Genomic DNA, 25,068 nt, shown 5'->3' with positions numbered 1-25,068 from the left:
AAGCCGAAGAACCACGTAGCGGGCAGGCCACCGTCTTCTGCACCGCTTTCAATGGGATGTCAGAGGAACTCATCGGGCAGGACTGCCCCCGCGTCAGACCGTCCAGGACGATGCACGCCGAGGGGCGGCGATTTTACTCCTGCTTGAAGGCCGCCTTGCCTTCTGTATAGGCCTCCTCAATAGTGTCTTGGGGTTGGCATGTGCACAGAGTGAAGTACGGGGGGTGGGTGGCGTGTCGGACCTGAAGAAGCAGGCCACGTCCATGCACAAGGCGGCGTCGGGGCTGCGGACGGTGGGGCACTGCACGGCCAAGCCGTTGCAGGAGTTCAAGGCGCAGTCCGATGACCTGGGCGCGCTGGGGGCGCTGGGTTCGCTGCTGAGCGCGACGGGCGAGATACGCGAGGGCATGCACACCCTCACCAGGCTGACGAAGCAGCTGGAAGAGGAGTGGGAGGCGGAGGCCAAGTTGGTCGGCGAGGTCTCCGACGCCTTCGACCTGTTGGACGTGCTGATCGCGGCTGCGGCGAAGAAGAGCTGAGCGGCAGCATCATGGTCGACCTCAACCCGTTTCACTACGTCAACAAGTTCAACCACATGTTCGGGGACTCCATCGCCAGCGGCCTGGAGTTCCTGGGTATCTCGGATCCGGCGGTGGACCCGGACGGGGTGCGGGAGATCGCGAAGAAGTGGCGGCACTTGGCCTCGGGCCTGGACGACGCGGCAACCGCCGCCGAACGTGCCGTGAAGGACGTGGAGTGGGAAGGCAAGGCGGCCAAGGCGTTCCACAAGCGCTCCAAGAGCGCCCGCAAGCAGGCTACCGAAATGGCCCATTCGCTGCGCGAGGGCGCCAAGGCGCTGGACGGCTTCGCCGATAAGGCGCATGAGCTGCTGTCCGAGATCGGTGTGATGCTGGCGGAGATCGCCGAGTTCGAGATCGCGGGCCTGGCGCTGTCGATCCTCACCGCGGGCGCCTCCGAGGTGGCCTCCACGCTGATGGCGGGGGAGCGGGCGCTGAAGGTCGTCGCGCTGGTCGGCCGGATCGAGGAGGAGGGCACCGCGCTGGGCTCCGTGGTCCGTGAGGTCATGGAGGTCATCCGGGGTGTGGAGCGGGCGCTGAAGGCGCTCAAGGAGATCCGTGGGGTCGCCGAGGTGGCCAAGATGGCCAAGGGCGGCATCGAGTTCACCGCGTTCCAGACCATGTTGGAGGACCCAGGCGCGTTCAAGGACCCGGAGAAACTGGCCGGGATCCTCACTGAGGGCGCGCTGATGGGCGTCGGATTCGGCGTGCTGGGCAAGGCGCTCGGCAAGGGCCTGAAGGCGCTGGGGCCGGCAGCCCTGGCCAAGCTGGGCAAGGGTATGCGCCTGGACTGCGCCGCCTTCGAGCGGCTGAAGCTGAACCCGGGCTTCAACAAGCTGCCCGCCTCGATCCGCAACATGGTCAAGACGTTCGTGCGGGACCCGATCGACGTCGCCACTGGCGACATGGCCCTGATCCGCACCGACGTCCAGCTGCCGGGTGTCCTACCGCTCGTGCTGGAGCGCACGCACATCTCGTCGTACCGCTGGGGCGGCTGGTTCGGCTCCTCCTGGGCCTCGACGCTGGACCAGCGTGTGCAGGCCGACGACGAGGGCTTCGTCTATGCGACTGCGGACGGGGCCCGCCTCTGCTTCCCGATGCCGGACCCGGAAACCAACGCCCCCGTCCGCCCCGGCACGCCCGGCTCGCGACTGCTGCTTTCCTGGGACGACGAGACCGACGGCGCAGTCCGCATCACCGACCCCGACAGCGGCCTGACCCACGTCTTCCACTCTCCGGTCCCGGCAGCCGCCGACGAGGCGGTCGACCTGCCCCTGCAGCACATCCAGGACCGCAACGGCAACCGCATCACCGTCCTCTACACCGGGGCCGACATCCCCGCCGCCGTAGTGCACTCGGGCGGCTACCGCATCGCCATCGACCACGACCGGTCCCGCTCCCGCATCACGGGCCTGCGCCTTATCGATCCCGCCGCCCCGCACGCCCCCGGCACCACCCTGATGACCTTCGGCTACGACGCTGAGGGACGCCTGACCGAGGAGACCAACTCCTCGGGCCTGCCGATGCGCTACGCCTATGATGCCGACGGCCGCATCACCTCCTGGACCGACCGCAACACCACCACCTACTGGTACACCTACGACGACCAGGGCCGCGTGATCGCCACCGGCGGCACCGGCAACGCACTTGCTTCCGCCCTCACCTACGACGCGGTCACCAGGACCACCCGGGTGACCGACTCCGTCGGCCATACCCGCGTGTACGAACACAACGAGGCCCTGCGCCTGGTCCGCGAGACGGACCCGCTCGGCAACGTCACCCGTCAGGAGTGGGATACCGAGCGCCGGCTGACCACTTCCGCGGACGCGCTCGGACACGCCACTGACTACCGCTACGACGAGCACGGGCGGCTGACGTCAGTCGTCCGCCCGGACGGCAGCATGACCCGCGTCGAGTACAACGACCTCGGCCTACCGACGACGGTGACCGGCCCGGCGGGTCGCATCTGGAGCTACGAGTACGACGAGCGCGGGAACCGCACCTCCGTCGCAGACGCCGTCGGCGCGACGACGCACTTCTCCTACAACAACTCCGGGCATCTGACGTCCATCACTGACCCGCTCGGCCACCGCACGCGCATCACCTGCGACCGCGCGGGCCTGCCCCTGGTGACGATAGACCCGGCCAATGTGGAAACCCGTTACGAACGCGATCCCTTCGGACGGCCCGTCACCCTCACCGATCCCCTGGGAAACGTGACCCGCTTCGAGTGGACGGTGGAAGGCAAACCCGCCCGCCGCACCGCCCCGGATGGCAGCAGCGAGTCGTGGACCTACGACGGTGAGGGCAACTGCGTCAGCCACACCGACGCCATGGGCGCCGTGGACCGCTACGAGTACACCCACTTCGACCTGCTGAGTGCACGCACCGGTCCGGACGGCGCACGTCACACCTTCACGTACGACACCGAACTGCGCCTCACAGAGGTCACCAACCCGCTGGGACTGTCCTGGCGGTATGAGTACGACCCTGCCGGTCGCCTCGTGGCCGAGGCCGATTTCGACCGCCGTGTCGTCCAGTACGTCCACGACCCGGCGGGCGCTCTCGTCGCCCGCACGAACCCCCTCGGGCAGACCCTCCGCTTCCAGCGGGACGCGCTGGGCCGGATCATCCGGCAGACGGACGGCAACACGGCAACCACCTTCACCTACACGGCCGACGGCGAACTCGCCACGGCCGTCACACCGGATGCGACCGTGGTCCGGGAACACGACGCCGCCGGACGCCTGCTGGCCGAGACCGTCAATGGGCGCACAATCTCGTACGGCTACGACGCCATGGGCCGCCGCACCAGCCGCATCACCCCCACCGGCGTGACCAGCACCTGGCGCTATAACACTGCCGGCAACTGCATCGAACGGACCAGCGCCGGCCGCATGATCAGCTACGACCGCGATCTGGCCGGCCGGGAACTGAACCGGCACATCGGTAACGCCCTCACCCTGGCGAACACGTTCGACGACCTCGGCCGGCTCCTCACCCAGTCGGCGACGAACCGCGCCACAGGTGCCAGCCTCCAGAGGCGCGACTACACCTACCGCGCCGACGGCCTGCTCACCGGCATCGACGACCAGCTCAACGGCCGGCGCAGTTTCGACCTTGACGCCCTCGGCCGCGTGACCACTGTCCAGGCGGCCGACTGGACCGAGCGGTACGCCTACGACGAGACAGGCAACCAGACCGAAGCCTCCTGGCCCGCCGCACACCCGGGTCACGAAGCCACCGGACCGCGCGCCTACACGGGCACGAGTCTCGTCCGGGCGGGCAACACGCGCTTCGAACACGACGCGGCCGGCCGCGTCACCGTCCGGCGCAAGACCCGCCTGTCGCACAAGCCCGACGCCTGGCACTACTCGTGGGACGCCGAAGACCGCCTCACATCGGTCGTTACACCAGATGGCACCCGCTGGCGCTACCTCTACGACGCCCTCGGCCGCCGCATAGCCAAGCAGCGTCTGGCGGCCGACAACGAAACCATCGTCGAACAGACCACGTTCACCTGGGACGGCGCCACCCTCTGCGAGCAGACCACCCTCACGCCAGAGGCACCCAATCCCGTCGTCCTCACCTGGGATCACGACGGCCTGCGCCCCATCGCCCAGACCGAACGCCGCACGACCCTCGACGCGCCGCAGGAGGAGATCGATTCCCGCTTCTTCGCGATCGTCACCGATCTCGTCGGAGCACCGACAGAACTTGTCGACGAATCCGGCGGCATCGTCTGGCGCACACGTTCCACCCTGTGGGGCAGGACCTCCTGGGGCGCCGACGGCGCGGCCTACACGCCTCTGCGTTTCCCCGGCCAGTACTACGACTCCGAAACCGAGCTCCACTACAACTACTTCCGCCACTACGACCCGGAAACGGGCCGCTACCTCACACTCGATCCCCTCGGGCTCGCCCCAGCCCCCAACCCCGTCGCCTACGTGACCGACCCCCGGTCCTGGGCCGACCCGCTCGGACTCGCCCCCTGCGAGACCGGCGCCCTGGATCCCTACGCAGGAACCAGGGAAGCAGCACAACTCCTCCGCGACGCCGGCATCCCGCGCAATTTCCGCATCCAGGTCATGGAGTCGTTCGAGGAGGGCACGATCACGGTTCGCCGGGCCGGCGACAGTGATTACGGAATGCGCTTCTGCGACGGCAAGAACGCGTGGGCGCGCGGGCGTTATCTAACGACACAATGGCCCGCCACCCGTGAAGAGGTCGCCGTCAAGGCGTCCTGGAACCAGTTCACTTTCCTCAAACAATGGAAGATCCGCCCGGGTGCGCCCATCATCGAGGGCCGCGTCGCGGAGCAGGGCATCGGCTACCCTGGCGGCGGAAAACAGACGTACGTATTGGACCCCGACAGGGACTTGCTGGAGCCATAGTGTCCGAATCAACCGCACAAAAAGCCCTCGCAGCGACCCGACAGGCCCTGTCGGAAATCGATGAGGAACTACAACGGCACACCGAGGGCCACGGACGAGTGAGCAGCCCCCAGCAATTGACCTCCCTCCGCGAGCAATTGGAGCGGGTCGCCGTACAGCTCTCCACCTCCCCGCTCCCGCCCAAGCCACAGCGGCTGCGCGGCATCGGCCGTGTCATCACCGACTCCTGGCCCTACGACAATCCACTGGGAAGCCTCATCCTCGAAGCCGAGCAGCTCTACCTCAGGGCATAGCGTTCCGGGCGGCTTCAAGGCTGCCAGCGCCGCTCCCTCCACGGCATTAGAGAAACGCGCGGGGTAATGGCCGGCATCTTGTTGGGACTGACAGTGCGTGGCTCGTGGCCTCTCACGTGCCGCTCAGTCGTGCGGGACTTCCTCGATCACGGTTTCCTTGAAGCGCCACGAGCCCCGGTTGCCCGCCGCCTCTGCGCGCAGGCCCGTCTCCCAGGCGATCCGGGCGGCTCGGCGCTGCGTCAGGTCGGGGTACTCCTCGGGCTGGACCTTGATGTAGCCGCGGCGGTCGGCGGGGTACGTGCGCAGGGCCTCGCGGAGTTGTTCCTCCTGTTCTTCCGGCGTGGTGTGGTTGCCGGTGACGGCCTTGTACGCCTTGCGTATGCCGGCCGACGGCTTGCCGTCGTCCCGCCGCCTGGCGGCGTCCGATCCCCGCCACGTCATCCAGCCGACGGCACTGAGTGCGGCAAGCGCGAACGCACCCGATCCGAGTTCCTCGCCCGTGGCGTCCGCCTGGCCTGGCGTCTGGGGGCGGAGTTCGCCCTGGGGGTCCTCGATCACGGTGACTTTCTGGCCGACGCCGTACTGATCCTTTGCCGTCTTCATGGCGGGGCCCGGCACCTTGGTGCCGTTCTGGTGCTCCAGTGCGTAGTTGTAGTCGCGGTTCTTGCGCCCCTCGGCCGGGTCGCGCCACTTCTTCAGGACGGTGGCCGTGACCTTCTTGCCCCGCTGCTGAAGTGTGAGGTCGTCGCGGGCCATGGCGGCGACGTACACGGACATCAGCGAGGCGGCCACGATGAACAGTGCCGCGTACGTGCTGGATTCCCTGGCCCCCAGCTTCCGGACCAGCAGGATGAGCAGTACGCCGTGCACGATCCACAGGGGCACCAGCAGGGCAGGACCGAAGTCGTCCGCCAGGAGGAACAGGCCCGAGATCGCGGCGAGGACGTAGCAGCCGATGCCGACCGCGAGCGGGACGGGGTATCGCGTACGCCTCTTGCTCGCCTCGTCCTCGGCAACGCCGCTCATGATCATGTCTCCGTTCCTCCAGCAGCCGGACCGTCCGGTCCCGGCCTGTCATCCCCCTGCGGTTCGTACGTCGAGACCGACTTCATGATGGCGCTGAGCACCTCGAGGTACTCGGACCAGTGTGCGATGTCCTGGGTCGTGAAGACGAAGAGGGCCGAGCCGGGGCCGGTCTGCAGCGGCAGGCACAGCTGCAGCTGCCGGACCGTGGCGGGTATGGGGTCGTCCAGGCCGAACAGCACGCCGGGTATCTGCAGGTCCTGATCGTGTATGCAGAGGGCGGCGATGCCGTACGGCAGCATGACCAGCCCGATCTCGGCGTCCGGATACAGCTCGCGCCACTGCACGGCCGTGCGCCTGGCCGATCCCTGCCGGTCCTGGCTCTGCAGCCCGGTGTCCGGTCTCTCGACGAGCACACACAGCGTGCCCTGAGACAGCTCCCCGTCGCTCATTCGAAGGAAGCAGCTGGACACGTGCTCGGCACCCGCCGCGATCATCGTCTGGAGGACGTACTCGCCCGACACGACGAGGCTAAACTTCTGCTCCGGCGTGGCAGCGACGAAGAGCGCGTCGGTCGCGTCCGCCATCCTCAGCATGCGCGCCTCGGCGTCCTCGGCGAGGTCGAACTCCATAAAGCCGGGAGGGAGTTCGAACCAGAGGTCGGGTTCGTCGGCGAGTGCGACAGCGGTCGCGGGAAGCTTAGGCGCTATCTGTGCGTCGGCGGAGGCCATCAGTCCGTCAGCTCCCAGGCACCCAGGCCGATGGCGCTGCCGATGGCGACGAGCCCGCCGAACTTGCCGCCGCCGGTGCCCGTGGCGACGTTGGCCACGCCGGTGCCCCAGGTGGCGGCGTCGTACCGGCCGGTGCTTGTCGCGTAGGCGTTGAGCGCGGTCGGTGCGGTCCAGGTGAGTATGGCGGCGGCCTGGACTCCCTCAGTGGCGGTCAGGGCGGCATCGCGCGAGACGCCCAGCTTCGTCGCGACGGCCATCACCGGCTTGTCGATCACCGCGGCGACCGGGTCGACATTCTTCATGATGTTCTTCGTCACGGTACCGGCCGTCTTGATGCCGACCCTGGTGCCTGCCACGACACCCTCAGTCGCCCGTCCCGCCTTGAATCCCGCCATGATTCCCGACTTCGCGGCACCGACACCCGGCACCATGCCGAGCGCGTCACCGCCCAGCGTGAGCCAGTTGCCGATGCGTTCACCGGTGGGCGGGAACAGGCCGCTCACGCTGTAGGCGGACGCGTGCGCCAGGAACGCGATGGCACTCAGCCCGATGGCCAGCGGGGCCAGCGCCGGGCAGAAGATGGCGATGACGCCGACGACGGAGGCGGCGACGGTGATCCAGTCCGCGTGGGCCTTGACCCAGTCGCCGACGTCAGCCAGAAGGTCGCCCACCTGGCCCGGCAGATCGGCCAGGGCCTCACCGAGATCTTCGATGGCGTGCCCGAGCTTGTCCCACATGCCGGGCTCGTTCGCAGCCCAGGCCGCCCACGCACGGCAAGCCGCACAGACGGCCGAGAAGGTCTTCGCCCCCGGCGCACGCCCCTACACCCCCCACACCCCCGGCAAGGCCCCACCAAGAGCAGGGGCCGCTCCCCGGTCACCGGAAGCCGCCCGCCGACCCGGGCCGAGAAGGCGGCCGCCGGGCAGCTCGCCCGCGCACTACGGGCCGCCGCCTACCGCGAACGCACCACCACGGTCACCGCCTCGGCAGCCCCGCCCGGCCGCCTCAACATGCGCCAGGCACTCGCCCGCGACGCGCAGAAGGCCGCAGGCGCGATCCCGACGGCGACCCCCTGGGTGCACACGGTGCACCGGGCAGGCCCGATGCCGCCACTGCGAGTGGGCATCGCGGTGGACATCTCCGGCTCCATGAGCCTCGCCGCCGCACCGATCGCCTCGGCCGCCTGGATCGTGGCCAAGGCCACCGCCCTCACCGACCCCGACTCGCGCAGCGCGACCGTCGCCTACGACCGGTCGGTCACCGCGATCACCGCACCGGGCCGCGCCCCCAACCGGGTCACCGAGTTCGACGCCAGCGGGATGGGACACAGCCTCGCCGAGGCCCTCGACGCCCTGGAAGCCGGAGCAGGCCTCACCCAACCCGGGGCAGGCCGCCTCCTGGTGATCGCCTCCGACGGCTACTACGGCTCCAGCGAAGCCGCCCGGGCGGCCGCACGCATCACCGCAATGCGCGCAACCGGATGCGCGGTGCTGTGGCTCGCCTTCGACCCCGACCCCCGCCCCCTGCCCGGCACCACCCTCCTGGAACTCGCCGACCCCGCCCAGGCCGCCACCGCGATCGGCAGGGCCGCCACCGCCGCCCTCGCCGCCACCACCCCCTGACACACCCGGTGCCGCCCCGGCCCCGCAGGGGCGGCACCGAGCCACTACCGAAGCTTGATCCCACCTGGCCCTAAGGGGCACGGGCGGCGCTCACCAACCTCGCACCGACCACGATCACGAAGGAGCCCAGCCCCATGGCCTCACTCGCCGAACGCGCCCACACCGCCGCCAACTACATCCGCCACAACACCGCCGTCAGCCCGCGCGGCCCCTACCGAGGCGAGGAACACGCCCGCACCGCCGTACGGCTGGCCGCCGCCCTCGGCCTCGACCTGGACCAGATCACCACCGCCCCGGACCCGCTGCGGCGCCGCACCACCCCGGGCGAGCCGGTCCTGGCCACCGCCACCTGCCCCGACACCAGCGAAAAGTACGTCTTCCTCACCCGCTTCCCGATCTACGAAGACGAACCCTTCGAACTCCTCGGCCCCTGCCCCGAATGCTCCGGCCAGGTCCCCCTCGCCACCATCCGACACCTCGCCGACCTCGGCACCCACCTCACCCGCCCACCGCTCACCCCGGAAGACCCCGAGCACCCACACACCCTGCCGGACACCTTCGCCAGCGACGAAGGCCACGCCAGCACCTGCAGCTACGGCGAAATCTTCTGACCGCCTACCCGCCGCCGCACAGAAGGGACACACAGCCATGCACGCCGCACGCATCGCCCAACAGATGAACCAACTCACCCTGGCCCCGGACAGCCACCAGGCCGCCGTACAACGCACCGAAGGAGGGTGACCCGGCGCCGTTGACCATGCGGGGCCCGCACCCGGGGCCCCGCCCCGCCCGCGGACCGGGAAACACCTCGGCCCCGCCGCTCCGGAAGGACTTGACCCATGCCCGGAACCGACATGCCACAGCACCTCACGGTCGTGCACCAGATCCTCCAGCACGCACACTCGCTCCTTATCGCCTCGGAGAACGAGGGGGACCTGCCCCTGGCCGAACTGCTGGCCCGCGCGGCAGACCACGTGTCGGCCGACGACCGCGAACACTTGGACTCGCACGCCCCTGCCCGGGCCGTGGCAGAGGCCGCCGCACAACTTCTCGCCCATTGCAAGATCCCCATCACGGCAGGCGACCCGAACGCGGCGTACTACCTGCAAGCCCTCGACCGCCTCCCGCGTGCGGCCCGCGCCGGCTTGCTCACCGTGGCTATTCGGTACACGGCACCCGACCCCCACAGCATCCTGCCGCCCGCCAAGCGCGCCTCGGCCCCGGGACGACATATGGCCCCGCGGGGCCATATGAAGGGGACCTGCCCGTGCCCGTGCAACAGCGGCGCTTTCTGCGGAGGCTGCGGGCACGCGGGCTGCGGAGGACGACGATGAACCGGCACGCCCCGCGCGGCAGCATACTGCCGCCAGTGATCGAAGTATGTCAGGCAGATCGCTCCTTTCGCTCGTCTTGACGTTAGCTCCTGCATGTTGGGGTGCTTACGGCGTAAGCACCCCAACATGCAGGGGGCGAACTCGGGGGATTCCCGCCGCACGCCCCGAAACACAAAATGGCTCGTACCCCCTGCACGTTCGCCGGGAGCACGAGCCTTCGTCATGCTCAGTCGTGTGCGTCAGGGTGCCCAGGTGGCAGGCGCTCCTTGGTCGGGGTTGGGGAGGCCCGTGGCGGTTGCCGGGGCGGCGGGGTGCCGCATGGCGGTGATCGGGACGGCGCCCGGCTCGGTGGGTGCACTGGTGGAGTGTCGGTATTCGAGAGTTGCAGTATTCGCCCGCAGGACGAGCGGCCCCGCACCCGGCCCGGTCACGTCAGCGGTGACAAGGCGTACGGCTCTCGCCGCAACGGGTGTCCCGTCTCGCTGCCGATGAGGGAGGGGAGCCGCCTGACTCCGGGTGCCGCCCCGACGCCGCAGAGTGGTCTGTTCTGAACCTGGTCTTGCCGGACTGAGTCGCACGGCGCACGACCCTCGCTTCCCGTTTGGAGTTCCCCTGTGAGGGGCTGTGTCATGCCGGATGCCGGGAGGCGAGTCCGTGTGAGCCAGGCAGGACGAACTGGCCGTTGGTGACGAGGACGAAGCGTTCCAGGCCGGGAATGTGGACATTGACGACTGCCAGGTCGGCGCTGCTGTATCTGCGCCACGCCCAGGCCGTGAACCCGTTGGCGGTGAGGCAGGAGAGCAAGACTCTCAGATGCTCCTCCGGTGTTGCGGGAGCGGGTGCATCGGGGAACGGCACCGTGGTGGCGCCGAGGTGCGGGGAGCAACAGTTCAGGGCGGGGTGGTGGCGTGTGTGGTCGACGCGAGAATGGCCGCTGCGGGTTGCCATGGTGTGCGCCTGGATGAGTTCGCTCAGGGCACATTCGGCGGCGTAGCGGGGATTCAGTGAGGCGCCGGCGCCGCGCACGCGCGCCGCGGTGCCCGGTACCGCGGGGGAGACAAAGGCCCAGTAGGCGGGTATCCCGAGGTCGGTGGTCATCTCTAGCAGAGAGACGGGGCGGCCGATGCGGTGTTCGGCGGTGGCATGGAGGGCGGCCAGCGGCGCTGGGAGGGTTGCGGGGTCCGTCACCCGGAGGGGGCGGGGGCGGTCAGGAGTGAGGAACTGCTCAATGATGAGCAGGGACATGGCAACGCGTTCGATGACCTCGTTGATGCCGTGCACCGCGGCGAGCAATGCTCAGGACTTGTGGATCGGTTCCGGGAGGAACGCGGAGGGCGTACCTTCCCGAATGATCCTTTGATGGTCACCGAGTAGAGGCCCGCGTTCGCAGCGCGGGTCGGGAAGGGACGCCCGTGCTCAGCGTAGTAACCGACGACGGCTCCACCCAGTCCGGCTCCCTGATCGACGAGATCGCCCGCGAGGGTGCCCGCCGGATGCTCGCCGCCGCCCTGGAAGCCGAAGTCAACCAGTACATAGCCGAGTTGGCCTCCGAGACGGATGAAGCAGGCCGCCGCCTGGTGGTCCGCAACGGCCGTCATCGGCCCCGGACCGTGGCCACGGCAGCCGGGCCCATCGAGGTCAAGGCCCCGCGGGTGAACGATCGCCGCGTCGACGAGACCACCGGTGAGCGCAAGCGGTTCTCCTCCAAGATCCTGCCGCCCTGGTGTCGCAAGTCGCCCCAAGGTCAGCGAGGTGCTGCCGCTGCTCTACCTGCATGGCCTCTCCTCCGGGACTTCGTGCCCGCACTGGAGCAGTTCCTCGGCTCAACCGCGGGGCTGTCGCCGGCCACCGTGACCCGGCTGACGAAGCAGTGGAGCGACGACCACGCCGCTTTCCAGGACCGCGACCTGTCCGACCGGGACTTCGTCTACGTGCGGGCCGACGGCGTGCACCCCAAGGTCCGCCTCGGGCAGGCGCACTCCTGCGTCCTGGTTCTGCTGGGCGTCCGCGTCGACGGCACCAAGGAACTCATCGCGATCGCGGAGGGGCTGCGCGGGTCCACCGAATCGTGGGCCGACCTGCTGCGCGACTGCCGCCGACGCGGCATGCGCGACCCCGAACTGGTCATCGGCGATGGCGCGATGGGCCTGTGGAAGGCCCTGGCCGAAGTCTTCCCCGCAGCCCGCCATCAGCGCTGCTGGGTCCACAAAGCCCGAAATGTCACCAACGCCCTGCCGAAGTCCACCCAGCCAGGCGCGATCAAGGCGATGCAGGAGATCTACAACGCCGAGAACCGCGCTCACGCGGAGAAGGCGATCGAGGCGTTCGCCCGCACCTACGGTGCGAAGTGGCCCAAGGTCGTCGCGAAGATCACCGACGACACCGAGGAACTGCTGGCGTTCTACGACTTCCCGGCGGAACACTGGATTCACCTGCGGACCACCAACCCCATCGAGTCGACGTTCTCCACGGTCAGGCTCCGCACGAAGGTCACCCGCGGGGCAGGCAGCCCGGCCGCGGCGCTTGCGATGGTGTTCAAGCTCGTCGAGTCGGCTCAGACCCGCTGGCGCGCGATCACCGGCGCCCACCTCGCCGCCCTGGTCCGCGCGGGCGCCAAGTTCGAGAACGGCGTCCTGGTCGAGTGGCAGGAGCAGGCCGCATGAACCACCACGACCACCACGACACAGCGCAGGAGGAGCCGGCCGAGCACCTCCGCTTCGCGGCCTACCTGAGCGCGCTGGAGCAGGTCACCAACGCCGACGAGGCCGACATGGTCAGCGAAGTCCTCACCGACCCGGACCAGACGATGGCCCAGTCCGCCGTCCTGCGGCACTTGGACCGCCGAGCCACCGAACTCTACCCCGGACCTGCCTACGAGCCTTGGGCCGAGACGATGACCCGGGCCACGACGCACCATCCGTTCCTGGCCCAGCGACTGCGCGAGTGGTCACTCTTCCGAGCCGTCACACTGGGGCAGCCGTGGCAGCCGGACGCCTTGCTCGACGCATCCAACTGGCTCCAACTCAAAACGGCCGCCGGGTCGGACACCGCCGCCCTCGAGATCCTCGCCGACGGCGGTCGCACCAAGCGGATCCGCAACACCGCCAGGACCAACATCCAGCAGGACGACTTGTCCTGAATCGCAGATCAACTCATCCACAAGTCTTGATGCGATGAAGGGGCGGGGCCTCCGCCCCCGTGGGCTGCCGGGGTAGGTCCCGGGTACTCACGTTCGTCACGGCGAAGGAGGCCCTTGGTGAGCGAGTATGACGGACACCAATACGTCGGCATCGACCTGCACCGCAGGCGATCCGTCATCGTGCGGCAGACCGATCACGGCGAGCAGCTGAGCGCGGTACGAATCGTCAACGACCCGGTGGCGCTGGGCCTGCAGATCGAGCAGGCCGGGACCCGCCCGGACGTGGTCCTGGAGGCCACTTACGGCTGGTATTGGGCGGCCGACGTGCTCCAGGCGGCCGGAGCACAGGTTCACCTGGCGCACCCACTGGGCGTGAAGGGCTTCGCCTATCGGCGCGTCAAGAACGATGTCCGCGATGCCGCGGACCTGGCCGACCTACTGCGCATGGGGCGGCTGCCGGAGTCATGGATCGCCCCGGCCGAGACCCGGGAACTGCGCGAACTCGTGCGTTACCGGGCCAAGCTGGTCGCGCTCCGCTCCGGGCTGAAGGCTCAGGTACATGCCGTGCTTGCGAAGGTCGGCGTGCTCATCGCGGTGTCCGACCTGTTCGGGGTCGATGGCCGTGCCCAGCTCGAGCAGACCGCTCTGTCCGGCGCCTATGCCCAGCGCGTGGCGTCCCTGCTGAAGCTGATCGACATCCTCGACGCGGAGGAAGACCTCTTCAACCGCCGCATCGCCGAACGACTTCGCGGTCACGCCGGCTGCGGGGCCATCCAGTGGCTGCCCGGCATCGGGCCTGTACTGGCGGCCGTGCTGGTCGCCGAGATCGGCGACGTGCACCGCTTCCCCTCCGCCGACCGATTGTGTTCCTGGTCCGGACTGACCCCGCGCCACTACGAGTCCGACACCGTCGCACGCCGCGGACACGTCACCAAACAGGGCAGCAAGCTGGTCCGCTGGGCGGTCGTGGAGGCTATCCAGCGCAAGACCACCCCCAAGATCAAGGAGGATCGGGCCCGGATCGAGGCCCGCCGCGGCAAGAACATCGCGAAGATCGCCGCGGCCCGCAAACTGCTCACCCTGGTCTACTACGGGCTGCGCGACGGGCACATCCGCGCCCTGGCCCGCCAGGCCGCGTGAGCAGCTCGGTGGCGGCAGGCGCGCGGTCGGGCAATTGTCTGACCCCCACCCGGCGCGGTCGCGGTTTTGATTGACCCCGCCTGCCGCACGTCGCACCGCTCCATGCGGCCTCACGCCGCGAAGGAATGACCGGCAGCCGAGCCATGGCCCTGCCCTCCTGCATCACACAGCGGAGACGAGCGACACCCACAACCCCACAGAACACACGCACCCTCGCCGACCTCACCCGTTGCCCGCGAGCCGGTCAACGCTGCCCAGAACCATCAACAACCAGCAGATATACCGCCCTTGACCAAACCCACCCCTTCAGGAATGACTATTGCTCCACCGCGGCATCGGTGGTGCTGGTCCCTGATGCCCAGCCGCTGTTCAGCGCATACCGTCGCACCTGGCTGTAGTCGCAGGTCAATCAACGCCCACCGCTCATCGGGCAAGTCGCTCTTGTAGGGCTTGCGGTCACTCACCCGAACAGCCCAGCAGGACCAAGCCGTGTGACCGGCCCGAACCGCCGTAACACACACGATCAGGCGACTACAAGAAGGTCATACCGGTTCAGAACGTCCTCTGGTGCTGCCCTCTGACACGCCCCCTGTCCGGGACTTCCCACCGGTCACCGTACAGACCGAGCTTGCTGCGGATCTGGTCGGCGTAGGGCTGATCGAGTTCGGTGAGGATGTCCAGGGCCTGTTGCCAGGCATCGTGGGCTGCATCGGGGCAGTGCGCGGCATGGTGGGCGTCGCCGAAGCGATTGAGGATGTCTGCTTCTAGCGGGCGGTCGCCGAGGTCGCGGCACAGATCAAGGGCGCGTCTGTAGCACGCGACGGCTTGGGAGTGCTGACCCAGGTCGCTGTGGGCGTAGGCGATGCTGTCCCAGGCATGGGCCTGCCGTTCACGGTCGTCGAATTCTTCAAGGACAGGCAGAGCCTGTCGGCAGCAGGCCAGGGCCTGTGCATAGTCGCCAAGACGCGCGTGCGACCAGCCGATGGCGGTCAGGGTCTGGGCCTGCCCCAGCCGGTGGCCACGGGACTGGTACAAGGCCTGGGCTTGACGGGAAAGCGTAAGTGCTTCGGCAATGGCAGGAGGGCTCTGCCGAGCCTTCACTCTGGCGAGTTCGATGTACGTATCGGCCTGCCCATCCAGGTTACCGATCCGGCGGAACAGGTCGAGGGCGTGGCGTAGGTGATGCTGGGCGTCCTCATAGTTGCCGTGGCGGCGGTGTGCGCGGGCGACAATATTGCGGGCGATGGCCTTCCCGAGGGGGTCGGCCAGCCGGTCGGCGGCCTCTATTGCGGTGTTGCCGACGGCGGCAAGGTCGTGCCAGTTCCCGCGCCGATCGAGGTAGGTGGCGAGGGCGTGGGCCAGCTGCCAGGTGTGGGCGTGGAAACCGGTGGCGGCGGCGTGGCCTACGGCGCTTAGAAGCACGGCATGTTCGGTGGTGAACCAGGCCAGCGCCCGCTCGTGATCGGCGAAGTGTTCCAGGCAGACCCCCGGTTGCGGCGATGGCAGGTTCAGCGGGTCCCGGCCCCGTTCCACCAGCAGGGCGGCGTCGTGCGCGGTATGCACATAGTGATCCAGCATCCGGTACACCGCAGCACGGCGCTCCTGGCCAGGGTCAATGGTGATGGCCTGCTCATTGGCGTAGGCGCGGAGCAGGTCGTGGAGTTCGAAGCGCCCGCTGCGCTTTTGCTGAAGCAGGTGTTCGTCCAGGAGCAGTTCCAGTACCTCGGCGGCCTCGCTGACGGTGATGCCCGCCAACGCGGCGGCCGCCGCTGCGCTGAAGTCCGGGCCGGGGTGAAGGCCGATGAGGCGGAACACCTGCTGTGCCCTGTCCGGGAGCGCCTGGTAGGACGCGTCGAACACAGGGCGTATGGCGCGGCCGCCGGCGCTGATCGCCTCCAGACGCCCGGCCTGCATCCGGTCGGCGAGTTCGGCCGGGCTCCAGGCGGGCCGGGAGCGGAGCCGGGCGGCGGTCAACGCCAAGGCGAGTGGGAGGCGGTCACAGTACTCGATGACTCGTGCGGCAGCTTCGGGTTCGGCGGCCACACGGTCGTGTCCGGCGATCCGGGCGAGCAGGTCGAGTGCTTCGGTTTCGGTGAACGTGTCGATCAGGTGCGGGGTGGCACCGTCGAGTCCGGCGAGACTGCGGCGGCTGGTGATCAGGACCAGGCATGTGGGCCCGGCCGGGATGAGGTCGCGGACCTGGTCCTCGGTGGCGGCGTTGTCCAGCAGCACCAAGGCACGACGATCCCGCATCCGGTCGCGGTACATCGCCGCCCGCTCGTCCCGACTCTCGGGGATATGCGGCGCGGATACTCCCAGCTGCCGCAGGAACGCCTCCAACACCGCGGACGGGTCCGCGGGCGGGAGTTCGGGGTCGAAGCCGCGCAGGTTCACATACAGCTGCACGTCGGTGAAGTGCCCGGCACGTACCAGTTTGTGGGCGGCATGGATCGCGAGCTGGGTCTTACCGACCCCGGCCATGCCCTCGACCGCGGAGATCACGACCGCGTTCGCACCACTGCGGTCATGATGCTGCGTCGCGGCCGCGATCAGGCGCGCGAGTTCCTCACGGCGCCCGGTGAACGTCACCAGATCCGCGGGCAGCTGACCGAAGACCCCGACTGGGCCGCCGGTCCTGGCCAGCCCGTGGACCTTGATGCATGCCGTGCGCCAGAGACCGACCACAGGCCCGTCTGCCCCCAGCGCCCGGACGATTCCCACGACCAGGTCCAGGTCCAGGCGACTGCGTCCGGTCTTGAACACGTCCACGACCGTGGACAGTGAGACAACCCGTGCCGGCCGCATCAGCGGCCCGACCTTTTTGGCAAGCACCCGGTACGACGGCATCCCCGCCCAGGCCCGCAACTCACCCAGCAAACAGACGAACTCCGCCAGATCCGCCGCCTTGCTCGGATCCGGCATAGCACCCCGCTGCCCACCCACGACGCTCACTCCCCCGTGAAGCCGTGCTCCTGACAAGGAGAGTCTATAAGCGGGCTGTACGGATTCGTACGGGAAACGTGACTCCACTCCAGCGCCCCGGGCAGCCTGGACCTGCCACTTCGCGCAAGGTCGACCCAAGCGGCAGCACGAAACCAGAGGAACAACCAGATGCTCCGGCAAGGGGTATCAACTACGCGGGGGAAACACACCCATGCTGAAACTCGGAACGGCCCGGCGCACCATCGCCATGGCCGCCGCGACCCTGGCCGTCGCAGGCGGCACCATCATCGACGTCGGCGGAGCCGCACACGCCGCCCCCGCCAGCTGCACCATCATCGACATCGGCGCCCCTGGCAACATCTACGTCGGCGGCGAGTACGCCGGCCAGGTGGAGCAGCAGTACAACAGCTGCGGCAGCGCCCGCGCCCACTTCCAGTACTCCTACAGCTACTGGGTCAACCACCGCAACGACCCGCTCCCGAGCAACTGGTCAGCGAACCCCTGCCTCATGCCGCAAGGGTTCGCCAACCCTCCGTGCAACAACACCGAGACGATCCTCGGCCCGCAGGACGTCACCACCGGCTGGGTTCCGATACACAACTCCAACCCCGACACCTGGCAGGCGACGGTCAATATCTCCCTCGCCTGCGGCGAGGGCTACGGCTCGTGGCACGCCTATGCCAGTGGCGCGAACTGGGGCAATAGCAACGCGGGCCCGTGCTGATTGCGTTCAGCGAGATGACTGGAGAGCAGCCCGCGGCCTGTGGGTGAGTTGGCAAGACAGCGATGTCTTCTCCAACACGGTGTTCCCTGGCTCCGGCACCTACTACGGAGATTCCTTCTTCACCAGTCCTACCTACTGGTACGGGGGAGAGACGCCGCCGATCTCTATATAGCGGCGAGCACGCAAGAGAAGTAGCTGCACCCACTCCATCTGCGAGGCATGGCTTGTCGGACAGTTGTCCGTGCCATGACTTGTCAGAGGGTTGTGAACACGGATCATTCGTCCCGTCCGATTCGAAGGGGAAGACATGCAGTTCAAGCTGGGGCGCCGAGTCGCCTCCCTCGCCGCAGTGACCGCACTGACCGTCACGGGGCTGGGGCTCGCGTCGGGAAGCGCATCCGCCGCAACCGGATCCGACTCCAACTCTGCGCACGGCGTGGAGATCACTGGCTGGCACACGTTGGACGACAACCCGTGGGTGTCCGCCCGGCTGTGCAACTACCAGAGCTCGGCGAACAGCTTCTACTTCTGGATCAAGGACACGGCGGGCGACAACGTCACCACCCCGGGGCACATCACCCCCCTCCTCGCGCCCGGCAAGTGCGACTACATCGACGGCGAGGACTACGGCAGCACCCCGATCCAGGTCTACGCGAGGTCGGGAAGCTCCTGGACCTTCGGCACCGACCCGATCTCCCTCGGGTGACAGCCGCCCCGGCCCGCGCCCGCTGACCGTCAGGTCCGGGTGTGCTGCCACCGCCGGGCGGCAGCACACCCGGACCCCTGGCTGCGTGGTTCGCCGGCCGGGGTGGCCCCGGGTCCCTTCACCCCGGCCGAACGTGGCAGAAGGTCCGGTCAGGGCAGGTATCGACGTCCGGCCGCAGCCATGGCGAGACGGGGGGATCCCGGCCGGGCCGGGAGTCAGCGGGCGTGCCGGGCGGCGAGGTGCTCCTGGCGGTGCTCGCGGGCGGCGGGCTCAGCGAGGACCTTGACGTGGTGGGTGTCACCGACGTCGTTCGACTGGCGGAGAGGCGGTATTTGCCCCGTGCGCTATTCGCGGCGCCTAAGTCGGGGCCGCGGTAGGCGCGCCCAGCTCCAGGCGATGAGAGAGCGTGGGTCTAGGCTCCGTCCTCGTGGACGCTGCTGAACTCGACCGCCGAGCCCGGACATACGACGGCTGGATCCCTCCTCACCTGGTCTCTTGGCTCATCGACCATGGTCATCTCGGTGTAGTCGAACGCGAGGCACATGGCGGCGACTGGTTCTGTGCCCAGGCGTGGGTGTGCATCCTTGTCGGCCAAGAACGGCGGGAGGAAGCGCTGGAAGTGCTCACCCCGTACCTTGCGACAGGTTGGTGGAGGGCAGCCCGCAGCGTTGCGGAGCTGTTCGAGGGGTGGGAGCGGGTGGACGAGGCGATCGAGGTTGTGCGCTCGAACGTGGGTTCCGGCGGGCTTTCGGCCGTGAAGGACTTTGCGTTGCTGCTTGCCCGGCACGGCCGGGGCGATGAGGCGTTCGACCTGCTCCTGCCGTACGTGGGTGACTGGCTCGTGGCTGAGGCGCTGGTCAAGGTGGGCGCTGGCCTGGGGCGGTTCGAAGAGGTCGCCAATCTGTTGATCGCTCGCATTGACGCGGGGCGTGAGACCGGTTGGCCGGACTTTGGCGGCCGGCATACCGAACCCAGCAATGCTCTCGAGTTGCTGGCGACAGTCCGCGAGCAGCAGGGACGAGTCGATGAGGCGATCGACTTGTTGCGGAAGCGGGAAATCACGTCGGTCAACGGCCGGGATCAGCTGGCCGACCTGCTGGCCCGGCACGATCGCATCGAGGAATTGCGCGAGTACGCAGCGACCGAGTCTCTCGGGGATGCCGCTCAATGTCTTGCGGAGTACCTGGAGCAACGGGGGGACGTGGCAGGCGCGGTCGAGGCGTACAGGTCGCTGTCCCCGGACCGGTCGCCGAATACGGCGGTGGCGCTCGCACAACTCCTGGCCCGACATGATCGGGGCAACGAGGCGATCGAGCTGCTACGTACTCTGCCGAGCGCTGCCGGCGGCGATGACGACTGGGTTGTTGACGCGCTCTGCACGCTGTACGTCGACCAGGGGCGTGTCGAGGAAGGCTTGGCCCACCTGGACGACCGCAGGACCCGACTCGGGTGTGAGGAAGTCGAGTTCTTCCGGCTGCGGAGCAAGCTGCTGGTCGCCTGCGGTCGCCGGGAGCAAGCAATCGAAGAGGCCCAGGTGCGCCCGGAACGGGACACTTGGTACGAGGCGCAGATCCTCGCGGGGCTGCTTTCTGATGCCGGGCGCCCGCAGGAGGCTGTCGCCCTCTTGGACCCGGCCATCCCGGCAAACCGAAGCGTTCTCGCTGGACACCTCATGACGGCTGGGCGCGTTGAAGACGCCGTGGCGCTGGTGCACCAACCGCCTGTGTATGTCAAACCTGGGCGGCCCCGGAGCGACGATGATCCCCCGTTCTAGTACTCCAGCAGCACTTTGACGTTTTCCCTGTTCAGGGGCGGTTTGGGTGAGTGTAGAGGGCTGATGACCGGCCTGTGATCTCTTTCCCGGGCCGCCCCTCGATCGTGTGCAGCCGCCGCTGATAGTGGCAGCGGTCCGGGCAGCCTCCCGACGTGATCGACGAGCGTGCAGTTGAGATCTGGAACGACGAACTCGAGGAACTGTTCCTGCGTACCGGCCACCGCTTCAGGCGTGTCGAGCCGCGTCGCAGGATGCGTGACTACGTCCGTGGACTCCTGGGCCCGGTCGGCCGAAAGAACGGCTGGCAGCTGGCCGAGTACGCCGGACACCGCACACCCGACCGTCTCCAGCGGCTCCTTAACGGCGCACGCTGGGACGCCGACGAACTCCGCGACGACCTCCAGCACTACGTAGCCGAACGGCTCGGCGAGCCCGACGGAATCCTCATCCTGGACGACACCGGCTTCCTTAAGAAGGGCACCACCTCGGCCGGTGTGCAGCGCCAATACTCCGGCACCGCCGGCCGCACCGAGAACTGCCAGATCGGCGTGTTCGCCGCCTACGCCACCACCCGCGGACGCGCCCTGGTCGACCGCGAGTTGTACCTGCCCAAGTCCTGGACCGACGACCGCGACCGATGCCGCGCCGCGCACATCCCCAACGAGCGGACCTTCGCCACCAAACCCGACCTGGCCAGGGCCATGGTGCTGCGGGCGATCGCCTCGCCGCTGCCGATCGCCTGGGTGACCGCGGACGCCGCCTACGGCCAGGAGTGGCGGCTGCGCCGCATGCTGGAGGAGACCGGCCTGGGCTAGGTCATGTCCCGCGAGGTGGTGTAGTCACGGCAGCTGTTTCGGTTCCGGTTGTGGGGTGATTTCGGGTTCGGCCGGCTTGGTGGTGAAGAGCTCGGCCATGGAGGCTTCGGAGAAGTAGCGGCGGTCGAAGACCTGCCATTCGTCGTGGAGTTCGGCCAGGACCGCGGCGGCGAGCCGGTCAAGGGCGGCGGGGTTGGGAAAGACCTGGACGACGTCGGCCCGCCGTTTGATCTCCCGGTTCAGCCGCTCCAGCGGGTTGGTCGACCAGATCTTCTTCCAGTGCGCCGGCGGGAAGTCGGCGAACGCGGTGATGTCCGTTGCCGCATCCAGCAGCATCGTCTTGACCTGCGGGAACTGCCGTCCGAGCATGTCGGCGACCACGTTCAGTTGGGTGCGCACCTGCTCACCGGTGGTCTGCGCGAAGATGGTGCGGATGGTCGCGGCGACCATCTCCCCGGAGCCCCTTTCGATCACCGAGAACACGTCCCGGACGAAGTGAACCCGGCACCTTTGCCAGGCCGCACCGAGGAAAACGGTGCGGATCGCGGCCACCAGACCGCTGTGGCTGTCGGAGATGACCAGCTGGACGTTCTCCAGGCCGCGGGCCCGCAGCGAGCGCAGGAACTTCGTCCAGAACGGCTTCGACTCACTGTCGCCGACCATCAGCCCGAGGATCTCGCGGTGTCCGGTGGCGGAGATCCCGGTGGCGATGACCACGGCCTGGGAGACGATCCGGTGGTTGACCCGGGCCTTGCAGTAGGTGGCGTCCAGGAAGACGTAGGGGAAGACGGTGTGCTCCAGCGGCCGCTCCTTGAACGCGGTCAGTTCTTCGTCCAGCTCACCGCAGATGCGGGAGACCTCGGACTTGGAGATCCCGCTGTCCGCACCGAGTGCTTTGACCAGGTCGTCGACCGAGCGGGTCGAGACACCATGCACGTATGCCTCCATCACCACGGCGAACAACGCCCGGTCGATCCGCCGCCGGCGTTCCAGCAGCGACGGGAAGAATGACCCGCTCCGCACCTTCGGGATCTTCAGGTCCAGATCGCCGGCCTGCGTGGTCAGCACCCTGTCCCGGTGCCCGTTGCGCCAGGTCGTGCGCGTCTGGGAGTGCTCGCGCGGCGCGGCACCGATCACCTCGGTGGCCTCGGCCTCGATCAGCTCCTGCAGGATGCGCTCGCACACCACCCTGATTGCTTCAACTCCATCGGCCCGACGTAGTGACTCAAGCAGCCGCATCAGCTCAGACTGGGACAAGGCCATCGCGTGCTCCTCCGGTCGAACTGCCCGTTCACCAGAGAGACTTGCGCGATGGCCTGCCCTTGTTCAGGGAGCATGCACCGCCGGCGGATGCACGCCCCGAGCAGACACCCGCGCGTTCCGGGACCCTGCCCGGCTACACCACTTCACGGGACGCCATCCTGGGCTATGTGCTCGCGGTCCCCAAGTCTCAGCAGGTGCCCCACTTCGGACGCATCGACCACCTCTTCTCCCAGGCACCCGAGGAAGCGTGGGAGCAACGTTCGTGCGGTGACGGCGCCAAGGGCCCGCGCTTCTACCACTGGGCCGCCCTGCAGATCACCTCCATCGAGGACTTCGACGGCGAGATGCCCACCCACCAGCGGTGGGCACTGGCCCGCCGCAGCATCAGCAAGCCCGAGGAGATCGCCTGCTACCTCTGTTACGCACCGCTCGGCACCACGGTCGAGCGTCTGGTCCGCGTCGCCGGGACGCGCTGGGCCATCGAGGAAGCCTTCCAGGCCGCGAAGAACGAGTGCGGCCTCGACCAGTACGAAGTCCGCCGCTATACCGGCTGGATGCGGCACATCACGCTGGCCATACTGGCGCATGCGTTCCTGGCCGCCATGGCCGCCGACGCCGCGGCAAAAGGGGCAGCAGAAACGGTTCCTGCCTTGCGCCCCTCACCGTGGCAGAAGTTCGGCGGCTCCTGGCAACTGGCCACTCACCCCTCGCCGCTCACCAGCCCCTCATCAGTGCACGCGCACTGAGATGGTCACACTGGCGCAGACGACGCCAAGCGGTCGCTCGCCGCTGCCACTATCAGCGGCGGCTGCACACGATCGAGGGGCGGCCCGGGAAAGAGATCACAGGCCGGTCATCAGCCCTCTACACTCACCCAGACCGCCCCTGAACAGGGAAAACGTCAAAGTGCTGCTGGAGTATTAGGCAAGTTCGTGGTCTCGGTGCCAACGCGCGCAGTCGGGAGCCCAGTCGGCTCGGGTCCGTTGGAGTGCTTGGTATAGCCGCTCGGCAGGTACCCCGAAGGCGCGTTCCTGCTCGGGCTTTCGGATGCGGATCCGCCGGCGTAGCGAGGTCGTTTCGGACATTCAGCAAGACCGCCGTCGTCATCACCGCGAAGTCCGCCGGGCGCAAGGTCTTCGGCCTCGCCACCGCAGGCGTCCGTCTCGCTTGACCTCTTGCGCGTCAGTCCGGCAGCCAGTGCAGCTCGTGCGCCAGGGTTTTGGCGACGGTACGGATGCGGCGGTGTAGCGGCGACTGCTCGCGTGGGAGGACCAGGTGGAACGTCAGGCTGGGCGCGCCCCGCAGCGGTCGCCAGGTGAGACCGGCCGGTTGTGTCGTGGCCGCGGCTTCTCCGGCCGGGGCGAGGGTGACCCCGTCGCGCAGGTCGCGCTGAGACATGTCGAAAGAGACTGCGGGCGTGTGGAATTGGGGGTGTGGTCGGGTGTCTCGGAACAGTGCGGACAGCTGATCGTGGATCACGGGGTTGGCCGCACGGTCCGGGAGCCGCAGCGGATACGCGGCCGCGTCGGCGATCTCGATCTCCGGGTGTTCGGCCAGCGGATGGTGCTGCGCCAGTTGGACCCCGATGCGCGCACGCCGCAGCAGGAACCGGCGCACGCCACGGCCCGGTTGTTCACCGCGGGTGATCCCGGCATCGATGCGGCCGTCGGCGACCGCGGGGGAGATCTCCGGTGTCGCCATCGGGACCGCGCCGACCTCGAGTCCGCTGTTGCCGCGAATCAGCCTGTCCACCAGGGCCGGTGCCGTCTCGGCCCCGGCGCTGAGGCTGTATCCGATGCGCAGCGTGCCCAGTTCACCGGCCGCCGCGCTCCGGGCGGTGTCCCACGCCCGGTCCAGCGCCGCCAGCGCGGGCGGCGCGGACTCCGCCAAAGCCGCACCGGCCGTGGTCAATACGACGCTACGCGTGTTGCGGACCAGCAGAGCCGTACCGAGTTCCGCCTCCAATCGGCGCATCCGGGCGCTGAGTGCGGGCTGTGCGATACCGATCCGTGCGGCCGCGCGGGTGAAGTTCAACTCCTGCGCCAGCACCAGGAAGTACCGCAGGCTCACCGTATCCGGCGCCACGTGCCCTCCCTGCCGATTGATAACGATCCGTTCTGAGTCTATCCCGTACCGGTCTTTCCCTCGGCCGCACATCAAGCCCTAACCTGCGCATATGACGATTCCACTGATCGCAGTACCCGTCGCCGGGATCGATCGATCTGAGTGTCATTCGAAGTCGGACGTGTCCGGCCCAACACAGGAGGTTTCCATGGCTAAGGGCTACTGGGTCAGTGTCTACCCCGCCATTTCCGACCCTGAGAGGCTGACTGCCTACGACAAGCTGGCCCGTCCGGCTGTCCAGGCTGGGGGCGGGCGTCTCCTGTCCCTCCTCCCGTCCCGTGGCGGTCGAGTCGTCGCCCACGAGGCCGGAATCACGCAGCGCGTCGTTCTGATCGAGTTCGACAGCTTCGAACAGGCCGTCGCGGCATACGAGAGCGAGGCATACCAGAAGGCCCTGGCGGCCCTCCCCGACGGCTACGAGCGCGACTTCCGCATCATCGACAGCATCGACTGACCGGCGGGCCCA

General features: G+C 68.3%; 21 protein-coding genes and 1 pseudogene. 15 read left to right on the top strand and 7 right to left on the bottom strand.

Annotated features, from left to right (window positions below):
- Nucleotides 1–232: 232 nt before the first annotated feature.
- The 3 genes from EDD90_RS07930 (at nt 233) to EDD90_RS07920 (ending at nt 5,264) form a co-directional block, all read left to right on the top strand.
- On the top strand, nt 233–538 hold the full coding sequence (locus EDD90_RS07930; RefSeq protein WP_260327714.1) for a hypothetical protein: 306 nt from the start codon (nt 233–235) through the stop codon (nt 536–538).
- Between the two features lie 11 nt (nt 539–549).
- A complete protein-coding gene (locus EDD90_RS07925; RefSeq protein WP_123972399.1) occupies nt 550–4,971 on the top strand; it encodes a DUF6531 domain-containing protein in 4,422 nt (1,473 codons plus the stop codon).
- Nucleotides 4,972–5,069: 98 nt separating this feature from the next.
- Nucleotides 5,070–5,264 carry a hypothetical protein gene (locus tag EDD90_RS07920; protein ID WP_123972398.1) on the top strand — a complete coding sequence of 65 codons (195 nt, stop codon included), beginning with the start codon at nt 5,070–5,072 and terminating at the stop codon, nt 5,262–5,264.
- A gap of 123 nt (nt 5,265–5,387) precedes the next feature.
- On the opposite strand, the gene EDD90_RS07915 is transcribed toward EDD90_RS07920, so the two are convergent.
- Genes EDD90_RS07915 through EDD90_RS07905 form a run of 3 tightly spaced genes read right to left on the bottom strand, consistent with a single transcriptional unit; the run spans nt 5,388 to nt 7,755 of the window.
- Nucleotides 5,388–6,290, bottom strand: a complete 903-nt coding sequence (locus EDD90_RS07915; RefSeq protein WP_123972397.1) for a hypothetical protein — start codon at nt 6,288–6,290, stop codon at nt 5,388–5,390.
- Nucleotides 6,291–6,292: 2 nt separating this feature from the next.
- Nucleotides 6,293–7,018, bottom strand: coding sequence for a hypothetical protein (locus tag EDD90_RS07910; RefSeq protein WP_123972396.1), 726 nt, complete (start codon nt 7,016–7,018; stop codon nt 6,293–6,295).
- Complete coding sequence (locus tag EDD90_RS07905) at nt 7,018–7,755, bottom strand: hypothetical protein (RefSeq protein WP_123972395.1); 738 nt, start codon at nt 7,753–7,755, stop codon at nt 7,018–7,020. Before EDD90_RS07905 ends, EDD90_RS07910 begins: the two co-directional genes overlap by 1 nt.
- Between EDD90_RS07905 and EDD90_RS58905 the strand changes: the two genes are divergently transcribed.
- The 3 genes from EDD90_RS58905 (at nt 7,645) to EDD90_RS07890 (ending at nt 9,974) form a co-directional block, all read left to right on the top strand.
- On the top strand, nt 7,645–8,640 hold the full coding sequence (locus EDD90_RS58905) for a VWA domain-containing protein (RefSeq protein WP_398924169.1): 996 nt from the start codon (nt 7,645–7,647) through the stop codon (nt 8,638–8,640). The genes EDD90_RS07905 and EDD90_RS58905 overlap by 111 nt on opposite strands.
- A gap of 134 nt (nt 8,641–8,774) precedes the next feature.
- Nucleotides 8,775–9,251: a hypothetical protein gene (locus tag EDD90_RS07895; RefSeq protein WP_123972394.1), complete on the top strand. Its 477-nt coding sequence runs from the start codon at nt 8,775–8,777 to the stop codon at nt 9,249–9,251.
- Nucleotides 9,252–9,479: 228 nt separating this feature from the next.
- The gene (locus EDD90_RS07890; protein WP_123972393.1) at nt 9,480–9,974 is read left to right on the top strand and encodes a hypothetical protein; all 495 of its coding nucleotides are present in this window, start codon (nt 9,480–9,482) and stop codon (nt 9,972–9,974) included.
- Between the two features lie 627 nt (nt 9,975–10,601).
- On the opposite strand, the gene EDD90_RS07880 is transcribed toward EDD90_RS07890, so the two are convergent.
- Nucleotides 10,602–11,255: a YcaO-like family protein gene (locus EDD90_RS07880; protein ID WP_123972392.1), complete on the bottom strand. Its 654-nt coding sequence runs from the start codon at nt 11,253–11,255 to the stop codon at nt 10,602–10,604.
- 131 nt (nt 11,256–11,386) lie between these two features.
- Between EDD90_RS07880 and EDD90_RS07875 the strand changes: the two genes are divergently transcribed.
- From EDD90_RS07875 to EDD90_RS07865, 3 genes are all read left to right on the top strand, one after another.
- Nucleotides 11,387–12,637, top strand: coding sequence for an IS256 family transposase (locus EDD90_RS07875; RefSeq protein WP_123972391.1), 1,251 nt, complete (start codon nt 11,387–11,389; stop codon nt 12,635–12,637).
- On the top strand, nt 12,634–13,113 hold the full coding sequence (locus EDD90_RS07870) for a hypothetical protein (protein WP_123972390.1): 480 nt from the start codon (nt 12,634–12,636) through the stop codon (nt 13,111–13,113). Before EDD90_RS07875 ends, EDD90_RS07870 begins: the two co-directional genes overlap by 4 nt.
- 117 nt (nt 13,114–13,230) lie before the next feature.
- Entirely contained in the window at nt 13,231–14,253 is a 1,023-nt protein-coding gene (locus tag EDD90_RS07865; protein ID WP_123972389.1) for an IS110 family transposase, read from the top strand.
- 552 nt (nt 14,254–14,805) lie between these two features.
- Here the strand turns inward: EDD90_RS07865 and EDD90_RS07860 are convergent.
- Nucleotides 14,806–17,196, bottom strand: a complete 2,391-nt coding sequence (locus tag EDD90_RS07860) for a tetratricopeptide repeat protein (protein WP_148098567.1) — start codon at nt 17,194–17,196, stop codon at nt 14,806–14,808.
- Between the two features lie 211 nt (nt 17,197–17,407).
- Between EDD90_RS07860 and EDD90_RS07855 the strand changes: the two genes are divergently transcribed.
- From EDD90_RS07855 to EDD90_RS07840, 4 genes and pseudogenes are all read left to right on the top strand, one after another.
- Nucleotides 17,408–17,920, top strand: coding sequence for a hypothetical protein (locus EDD90_RS07855; protein ID WP_123972387.1), 513 nt, complete (start codon nt 17,408–17,410; stop codon nt 17,918–17,920).
- 307 nt (nt 17,921–18,227) lie between these two features.
- Nucleotides 18,228–18,626, top strand: coding sequence for a hypothetical protein (locus EDD90_RS07850; RefSeq protein ID WP_123972386.1), 399 nt, complete (start codon nt 18,228–18,230; stop codon nt 18,624–18,626).
- A gap of 427 nt (nt 18,627–19,053) precedes the next feature.
- A complete protein-coding gene (locus tag EDD90_RS07845; RefSeq protein ID WP_123972385.1) occupies nt 19,054–20,400 on the top strand; it encodes a lipopolysaccharide assembly protein LapB in 1,347 nt (448 codons plus the stop codon).
- A gap of 176 nt (nt 20,401–20,576) precedes the next feature.
- A pseudogene (locus EDD90_RS07840) lies at nt 20,577–21,200 on the top strand (IS701 family transposase); the annotation flags it as partial.
- Between the two features lie 39 nt (nt 21,201–21,239).
- On the opposite strand, the gene EDD90_RS07835 reads toward EDD90_RS07840, so the two are convergent.
- The gene (locus EDD90_RS07835) at nt 21,240–22,478 is read right to left on the bottom strand and encodes an IS256 family transposase (protein WP_123972384.1); all 1,239 of its coding nucleotides are present in this window, start codon (nt 22,476–22,478) and stop codon (nt 21,240–21,242) included.
- Nucleotides 22,479–22,537: 59 nt separating this feature from the next.
- Between EDD90_RS07835 and EDD90_RS55180 the strand changes: the two genes are divergently transcribed.
- Nucleotides 22,538–23,224, top strand: coding sequence for a hypothetical protein (locus EDD90_RS55180; protein ID WP_185148979.1), 687 nt, complete (start codon nt 22,538–22,540; stop codon nt 23,222–23,224).
- A 436-nt stretch (nt 23,225–23,660) separates the two neighbouring features.
- On the opposite strand, the gene EDD90_RS07820 is transcribed toward EDD90_RS55180, so the two are convergent.
- Nucleotides 23,661–24,563: a LysR family transcriptional regulator gene (locus EDD90_RS07820; RefSeq protein WP_123972382.1), complete on the bottom strand. Its 903-nt coding sequence runs from the start codon at nt 24,561–24,563 to the stop codon at nt 23,661–23,663.
- A 187-nt stretch (nt 24,564–24,750) separates the two neighbouring features.
- On the opposite strand from EDD90_RS07820, the gene EDD90_RS07815 reads away from it, so the two are divergent.
- A complete protein-coding gene (locus tag EDD90_RS07815; protein WP_123972381.1) occupies nt 24,751–25,056 on the top strand; it encodes a DUF1330 domain-containing protein in 306 nt (101 codons plus the stop codon).
- Nucleotides 25,057–25,068: the final 12 nt, after the last annotated feature.

It is taken from the genome of Streptomyces sp. Ag109_O5-1, from assembly GCF_003814875.1.
Classification (GTDB): Bacteria; Actinomycetota; Actinomycetes; order Streptomycetales; family Streptomycetaceae; genus Streptomyces; species Streptomyces sasae.
Note: the sequence above shows the minus strand (reverse complement) of the source record. Positions and strands in the feature narration are given on the sequence as shown.

What these genes read in the sequence shown, in the direction of transcription:
- EDD90_RS07855 (WP_123972387.1), top strand. Translation starts at nt 17,408, where the DNA reads ATGCTGAAACTCGGAACGGCCCGGCGCACCATCGCCATGGCCGCCGCG.
- EDD90_RS07835 (WP_123972384.1), bottom strand. Translation starts at nt 22,478, where the DNA reads ATGGCCTTGTCCCAGTCTGAGCTGATGCGGCTGCTTGAGTCACTACGT.
- EDD90_RS07815 (WP_123972381.1), top strand. Translation starts at nt 24,751, where the DNA reads ATGGCTAAGGGCTACTGGGTCAGTGTCTACCCCGCCATTTCCGACCCT.
- EDD90_RS07915 (WP_123972397.1), bottom strand. Translation starts at nt 6,290, where the DNA reads ATGAGCGGCGTTGCCGAGGACGAGGCGAGCAAGAGGCGTACGCGATAC.
- EDD90_RS07895 (WP_123972394.1), top strand. Translation starts at nt 8,775, where the DNA reads ATGGCCTCACTCGCCGAACGCGCCCACACCGCCGCCAACTACATCCGC.
- EDD90_RS07870 (WP_123972390.1), top strand. Translation starts at nt 12,634, where the DNA reads ATGAACCACCACGACCACCACGACACAGCGCAGGAGGAGCCGGCCGAG.
- EDD90_RS07910 (WP_123972396.1), bottom strand. Translation starts at nt 7,018, where the DNA reads ATGGCCTCCGCCGACGCACAGATAGCGCCTAAGCTTCCCGCGACCGCT.
- EDD90_RS07850 (WP_123972386.1), top strand. Translation starts at nt 18,228, where the DNA reads ATGCAGTTCAAGCTGGGGCGCCGAGTCGCCTCCCTCGCCGCAGTGACC.
- EDD90_RS07905 (WP_123972395.1), bottom strand. Translation starts at nt 7,755, where the DNA reads ATGTGGGACAAGCTCGGGCACGCCATCGAAGATCTCGGTGAGGCCCTG.
- EDD90_RS07890 (WP_123972393.1), top strand. Translation starts at nt 9,480, where the DNA reads ATGCCCGGAACCGACATGCCACAGCACCTCACGGTCGTGCACCAGATC.
- EDD90_RS07925 (WP_123972399.1), top strand. Translation starts at nt 550, where the DNA reads ATGGTCGACCTCAACCCGTTTCACTACGTCAACAAGTTCAACCACATG.